The sequence below is a fragment of the Mogibacterium sp. CM50 genome, from assembly GCF_000293155.1.
Taxonomy (GTDB): domain Bacteria; phylum Bacillota; class Clostridia; order Peptostreptococcales; family Anaerovoracaceae; genus Mogibacterium; species Mogibacterium timidum.
On sequence record NZ_ALNL01000037.1, the window covers coordinates 1 to 4,883 of the forward strand.

At 42.5% G+C, this 4,883-nt stretch carries 5 protein-coding genes and 1 pseudogene; 4 read left to right on the forward strand and 2 right to left on the reverse strand.

The features are described from left to right. The first annotated feature begins 53 nt into the window (after nt 1–53). The 4 genes from HMPREF1152_RS05555 (at nt 54) to HMPREF1152_RS05570 (ending at nt 4,013) form a co-directional block, all read left to right on the forward strand. Entirely contained in the window at nt 54–443 is a 390-nt protein-coding gene (locus tag HMPREF1152_RS05555; RefSeq protein ID WP_442852106.1) for a hypothetical protein, read from the forward strand. A 120-nt stretch (nt 444–563) separates the two neighbouring features. Next, nucleotides 564–3,443 (forward strand): YodL domain-containing protein, encoded by a 2,880-nt coding sequence (locus tag HMPREF1152_RS05560; RefSeq protein ID WP_009644195.1) that lies wholly within the window; start codon nt 564–566, stop codon nt 3,441–3,443. Nucleotide 3,444: 1 nt separating this feature from the next. Then, complete coding sequence (locus tag HMPREF1152_RS05565) at nt 3,445–3,651, forward strand: transposon-transfer assisting family protein (RefSeq protein WP_009644198.1); 207 nt, start codon at nt 3,445–3,447, stop codon at nt 3,649–3,651. After that, the gene (locus HMPREF1152_RS05570; protein WP_009644199.1) at nt 3,648–4,013 is read left to right on the forward strand and encodes a cysteine-rich VLP domain-containing protein; all 366 of its coding nucleotides are present in this window, start codon (nt 3,648–3,650) and stop codon (nt 4,011–4,013) included. The genes HMPREF1152_RS05565 and HMPREF1152_RS05570 overlap by 4 nt, the downstream gene beginning before the upstream one ends. A gap of 188 nt (nt 4,014–4,201) precedes the next feature. On the opposite strand, the gene HMPREF1152_RS05575 is transcribed toward HMPREF1152_RS05570, so the two are convergent. Both HMPREF1152_RS05575 and HMPREF1152_RS05580 read right to left on the reverse strand, forming a co-directional pair. Beyond that, nucleotides 4,202–4,534, reverse strand: coding sequence for a DUF6050 family protein (locus HMPREF1152_RS05575; protein WP_009644194.1), 333 nt, complete (start codon nt 4,532–4,534; stop codon nt 4,202–4,204). A gap of 114 nt (nt 4,535–4,648) precedes the next feature. Beyond that, nucleotides 4,649–4,883 (reverse strand): annotated as a pseudogene (locus HMPREF1152_RS05580) (relaxase/mobilization nuclease domain-containing protein); the annotation flags it as partial.

Genomic DNA, 4,883 nt, shown 5'->3' on the forward strand with positions numbered 1-4,883 from the left:
GGGAAAACGAGCTTTCAAGGATTGCAAAAGGAGAAGCGGATGCGGACAGCTTTATGAAAAAGATTGAAGCACTTACAAAAGAGCTTATAAAAAATGCGGACGCTGAAAAAGTAAAAGCAGAACTTTTCAAGCAGGAAAAAACCGTAATCGGCTTATGCCCGCGCTGCCAAAGTCCCGTTTATGAGGGAAAGAAGAACTATTATTGCAGTAACAGGGATTGCCGCTTTTCTATGTGGAAGAATGACCGCTTCTTTGAAGATAGGAAAATCGTATTTACCCCAAAGATTGCATCCACACTTCTAAAAGATAAAAAAGTAAAGGTAAAGAATATCTACTCTCATAAAACAGATAAAACCTATGACGGAAATGTGGTTCTTTGTGATACCGGAGATAAGTATGTGAACTACCATATTGAGATAGAGAGGAAGAAAAAAGAAGAATAGCAAGCATAGGAAAGGGGTACCCTTTCCGTAAAAAAAACTCCGTTTCCAAAGATATGAAAGCGGAGATTTTTGCTTGCTGGGATAGTCCCAGACCCTTAGAAATCGAAAGGAGAAAAATTTATGCCATATATGGAACAAACGGAAGAAATAAAAGAGGTTTCCCCCATTGTCCTGACCTCTGAAAATCAAAAGGACAGACTAAAGGAAATCACGGATCGTTTGGAGCAAGGGATTTTAGAAGTCTTTGAAAGCGAAAGGTACAAGGAATATCTTCGCGTCATGTCAAAGTTTCATCATTACAGCTTTAATAATACCATGCTAATTGCACTGCAAAAGCCCGACGCTTCCCTGATTGCAGGCTTTAGTGCATGGAAAAACAGCCACGGAAGAACGGTCAAAAAAGGAGAAAAAGGAATCCGCATCATCGCCCCTGCACCCTTTAAGGTAAAGCAGGAAATGGAAAAGCTTGATCCGAAAACAAATATGCCCCTTATCGGAGCGGACGGAAAGGCAGTTACCGAAGAAAGGGAAATTACCATTCCTGCCCACAAGGTGGTATCTGTCTTTGATGTATCACAGACGGAGGGAAAAGAAATACCCTCTATCGGAGTAGATGAGCTGACAGGCGATGTGTCGCAGTATGAGGACTTCTTTACGGCACTAAAAAAGGCTTCTCCCGTTCCGATTGCTCTTGAACATATCGAGGGAAGCGCTCACGGCTACTATCACCTTGCGGAAAAAAGAATTGCGATTGACAATAACATGAGCGAGTTGCAAACATTAAAAACCGCCATTCACGAAATCGCCCATGCAAAGCTGCATGACATTGACCTGAATGCACCGAAAGAGGAAAAAGAAAATCGCCCGAACCAGCGTACTCGTGAGGTTGAGGCGGAAAGCGTCGCCTATACCGTATGCCGGCACTACGGACTTGATACTTCCGACTATTCTTTCGGATATGTTGCAGGCTGGAGCAGCGGAAAGGAGTTGTACGAATTAAAAGGCTCTCTTGAAACCATCCGCCTTGCCGCATCGGAGCTGATCGACAGTATAGACGGGCATTTCAAGGAGCTTCAAAGGGAAAGAGAAAATGAGCTTTCAGAAAAAGAAACAGAATTGCCTTTGCAGGAAGAAAAACAGGAAGCGGCCTACCTGCTTGAAAACGGAAGCTATCTCTATATTCAGACCTACGAAACAGGCTATGACTATACTCTGTATCAGCCTGACTTTACAGACCTTGATGGCGGACAGCTTGATAATCCGGAAATCTCTATTGAAAAAGCTCGTGATGAAATCCTAAAAATGCACGAGCTTTCAGGGCAAGACTTAAAGGAAATCTCCATAGATGATTTTGAAAAGATGCAGGAAGAAGCTTCACAGGAAAAGGAAGCCGGAATACAGGTAAAGTATTATCCTATCAATGAAGCTGCGGCAAAAAGAGCAAAGGAAATGAACAGCTTTTCGGACTATACGCCGGGAAGCGCAACCCTTGAATACAAAAGCCTTGTGGATCAGGCAGCGGAAATTGCTGAAAATCAGAAAAAGAGAGTGGATCCGTCCTTTCATGGTAAAATCGATGCCTTGCTTGATACCTATTCTAAAAAACTTGCGGCAAATATGAATAACGGTTTTGCCATCGATTCCCGTGTTCCCTCTGTACTGATTGCGGGAGGCTCCAACTTTCCTACGAGAAAAAAGGAAAAACAAAACGCCGCCCGTGATAAAAATTATGGAGAATGGAAAGATATTCAAGGACTTCTTGAAAAAATCAGAAGCACCGGAATGGGCGGAATCAGTGCAGACGATCCGGACGCCGTAAAGAAATTAACTGCAAAGCTTGAGAAGCTGACAAAGACGCAGGAAACCATGAAGGCGGTCAATGCCTACTACCGAAAGCATAAAAGCCTTAAGGGCTGCCCGGAGCTTGACAGTGAGGCAATCGAAAAGCTAAAGAAAAGAATGGAAATCAGAGGCATTCAGGACAAGCCCTATCCGTCATGGGCACTTTCCAATAACAATGCAGAAATCAGAAGAATTAAAGAGCGTATTCAAAGCCTTTCCGTAAATAAGGAAGAACTTTACACAGGCTGGGAGTTTGCCGGAGGCAGAGCTGAAATCAATGTAAAGGATAACCGCTTGCAGCTTTTCTTTGACGATAAGCCGGACGGCAAAATCAGAGATGAATTAAAGGCAAACGGCTTTCGTTGGTCGCCGAAAGCTTCTGCGTGGCAAAGACAGCTTAATTCCAATGCAATCTATGCGGCGGATGCTGTCAGCAGCATAAAGCCCCTTTCGGGAGAACGCGTAATAGAGCTTCAAAGAAATTTCAGAAAGGAAGAAAGAAAAGAAGCACAGCCGGAATATATCTATAAGGCACAGGAGGAAGTTGCTGAAAAAGATACCTTTCAGATCTATCAGCTAAAGAGAGGCGAAAATACAAGAGAGCTTCAATTTGAATCCTACGACCGCTTAAAAGAATCGAGGCAGACACTTAATCCGGATAACTATGTCAAGGTTTATGAGGCGGAGCTTACAAAAGGACTTTCTCTTGAAGATATTTACACCCGCTTTAATATTGATCATCCAAAGGATTTTTACGGACATAGCCTTTCCGTTTCCGATGTGATCGTGCTTCATAAGGACGGAAAGGACAGCGCCCACTATGTTGACCGTTTCGGTTACAAGGATGCACCGGAATTTCTGAAACCGCAAAATTACTTAAAGCATGTGGAGGATATAGTAGAGCAAAACGACAATAATTTTGACGGGATTATCAACAATACTCCGAATGCGCCTACCGTAAGTGAGCTTGAACAAAAGATAAAGGCGGGAGAAGCTATTTCCCTTACTGAGCTTGCAAAGGCGGTTAAGGTGGAAAATCGCAACACTTCTGAACCGGAGAAAAAGCCGTCTATCAGGGAGCAGCTAAAGGAAGCAAAGAAACAGTCTGAACAGAAAAAACATAACACGAAAATAAAAAATCATGAATTGGAGGTATAGCATGAATCCTTTTACAGTTGAAGAAATGAATTTGTTAAGCATTTACAGAGGCGAAACCAAGGAGGAAGTAACGGAGAAGATTGCATTTGCACTTTCCTTTATGGATAGTGATATGCGGGAGCTTGCAAAGCGCACGGTCAAAAAGGTAAACAGCCTGTCCGATGAGGAATTTTCCGCACTTTCCATTGATCCCGCCGATGAAATATGAGGAAATCAAAACCGCTTTCACCTAAGCAGGGAAAGCGTGTCAATCGCCTTGTAAAAAAAGAATGCTGTAACTTTGATAACGGAAACTGCATTTTACTTGATGAAGGGGAAGCCTGTCTCTGTCCGCAGCTTATTTCCTGTTCGCTTCTTTGCCGTTGGTTTTCAGATGCCGTGCTTCCTCTTGACAGAGAGCTTTTTGCAGAGCTTTACGCACCGGAGGAAAAACGCCGCTGCACCGTATGCGGAGCGCCATTCGCGTCAAAATCCAACAATGCGAAATATTGCCCTGATTGCAGAAAGAAAATCACAAGAAAGCAAGCGGCAGAGCGTATGAGAAAAAAGCGAAGCCTTGTTACGAAATAGAGGGTGCAAATGCCTTGTATAACCTTACTTTTTAGAAGCATTTCAGCTTATGGCAGGGATTTAACCTCAAATCCTTAAAAATAGGGTTTAACTGCGTAACGCAAGGAACAATTTCAAGAGAAAAACGGACGCGGCAGCCATGTATTTGTGGCCGCTGCGTCCGCTGTTTTTTTATGTCTGAAATTCCGTTATTCTTTTACAAGCCTGTATATCGTAAGTGGAATATACCATGCCGCAACGAGAAGCTGCCAGATAATCACAATACAGCCGATCAGTCCGCCGGTTATGATATTGACAGCAAATATTCCCACCGTTGCAGTAAAGTCATGGTTTATCGGAACCAGCCACAGAAACATTCTTCTGATACCGAAAGGAACGCCGCAAAACAGCCATACATAAAAATAGTTTGTTTCTCCGTTTTGCGTAAAGATGCTTTTTCCCCAATAAAAGAGAAATGCTGTCAGCAGAACAGGCACTATTACTTTCTTAAAAAAATCTTTCCATATTTCTCTGCGCGTCATTCTATCAGCTCCTTTTCTTCCGGGAACTGTTTTCTGTCCTCAATATTGTGTATTTCCCGTTTCTTTAGTTAGTCATATCATACCATGAATTTTACCCATCATCCAAAAGAGGAATTATTCAAGGTTCTTTTTATGCTCCTTGCCTGTATTTTCTCTTTGTAAAATCGTATCAACATTCTGTTTGATCTTCTGATATTCCTTGACTTTCTTTTTTAATTTTCCATAGTCGGAATATATGGCATCTTTCTTCTTTTGCAGATCAGAATATTCTTTCTGCAAAGTGGTAAGATTCGGAAGCTTTTTAATGCCTGCATCCTTTAACGCCTTTGTCGCAGCTTCATAAAGAATC

What these genes read in the sequence shown, in the direction of transcription:
- HMPREF1152_RS05570 (WP_009644199.1), top strand. Translation starts at nt 3,648, where the DNA reads ATGAGGAAATCAAAACCGCTTTCACCTAAGCAGGGAAAGCGTGTCAAT.
- HMPREF1152_RS05560 (WP_009644195.1), top strand. Translation starts at nt 564, where the DNA reads ATGCCATATATGGAACAAACGGAAGAAATAAAAGAGGTTTCCCCCATT.
- HMPREF1152_RS05555 (WP_442852106.1), top strand. Translation starts at nt 54, where the DNA reads ATGAAAAAGATTGAAGCACTTACAAAAGAGCTTATAAAAAATGCGGAC.
- HMPREF1152_RS05565 (WP_009644198.1), top strand. Translation starts at nt 3,445, where the DNA reads ATGAATCCTTTTACAGTTGAAGAAATGAATTTGTTAAGCATTTACAGA.
- HMPREF1152_RS05575 (WP_009644194.1), bottom strand. Translation starts at nt 4,534, where the DNA reads ATGACGCGCAGAGAAATATGGAAAGATTTTTTTAAGAAAGTAATAGTG.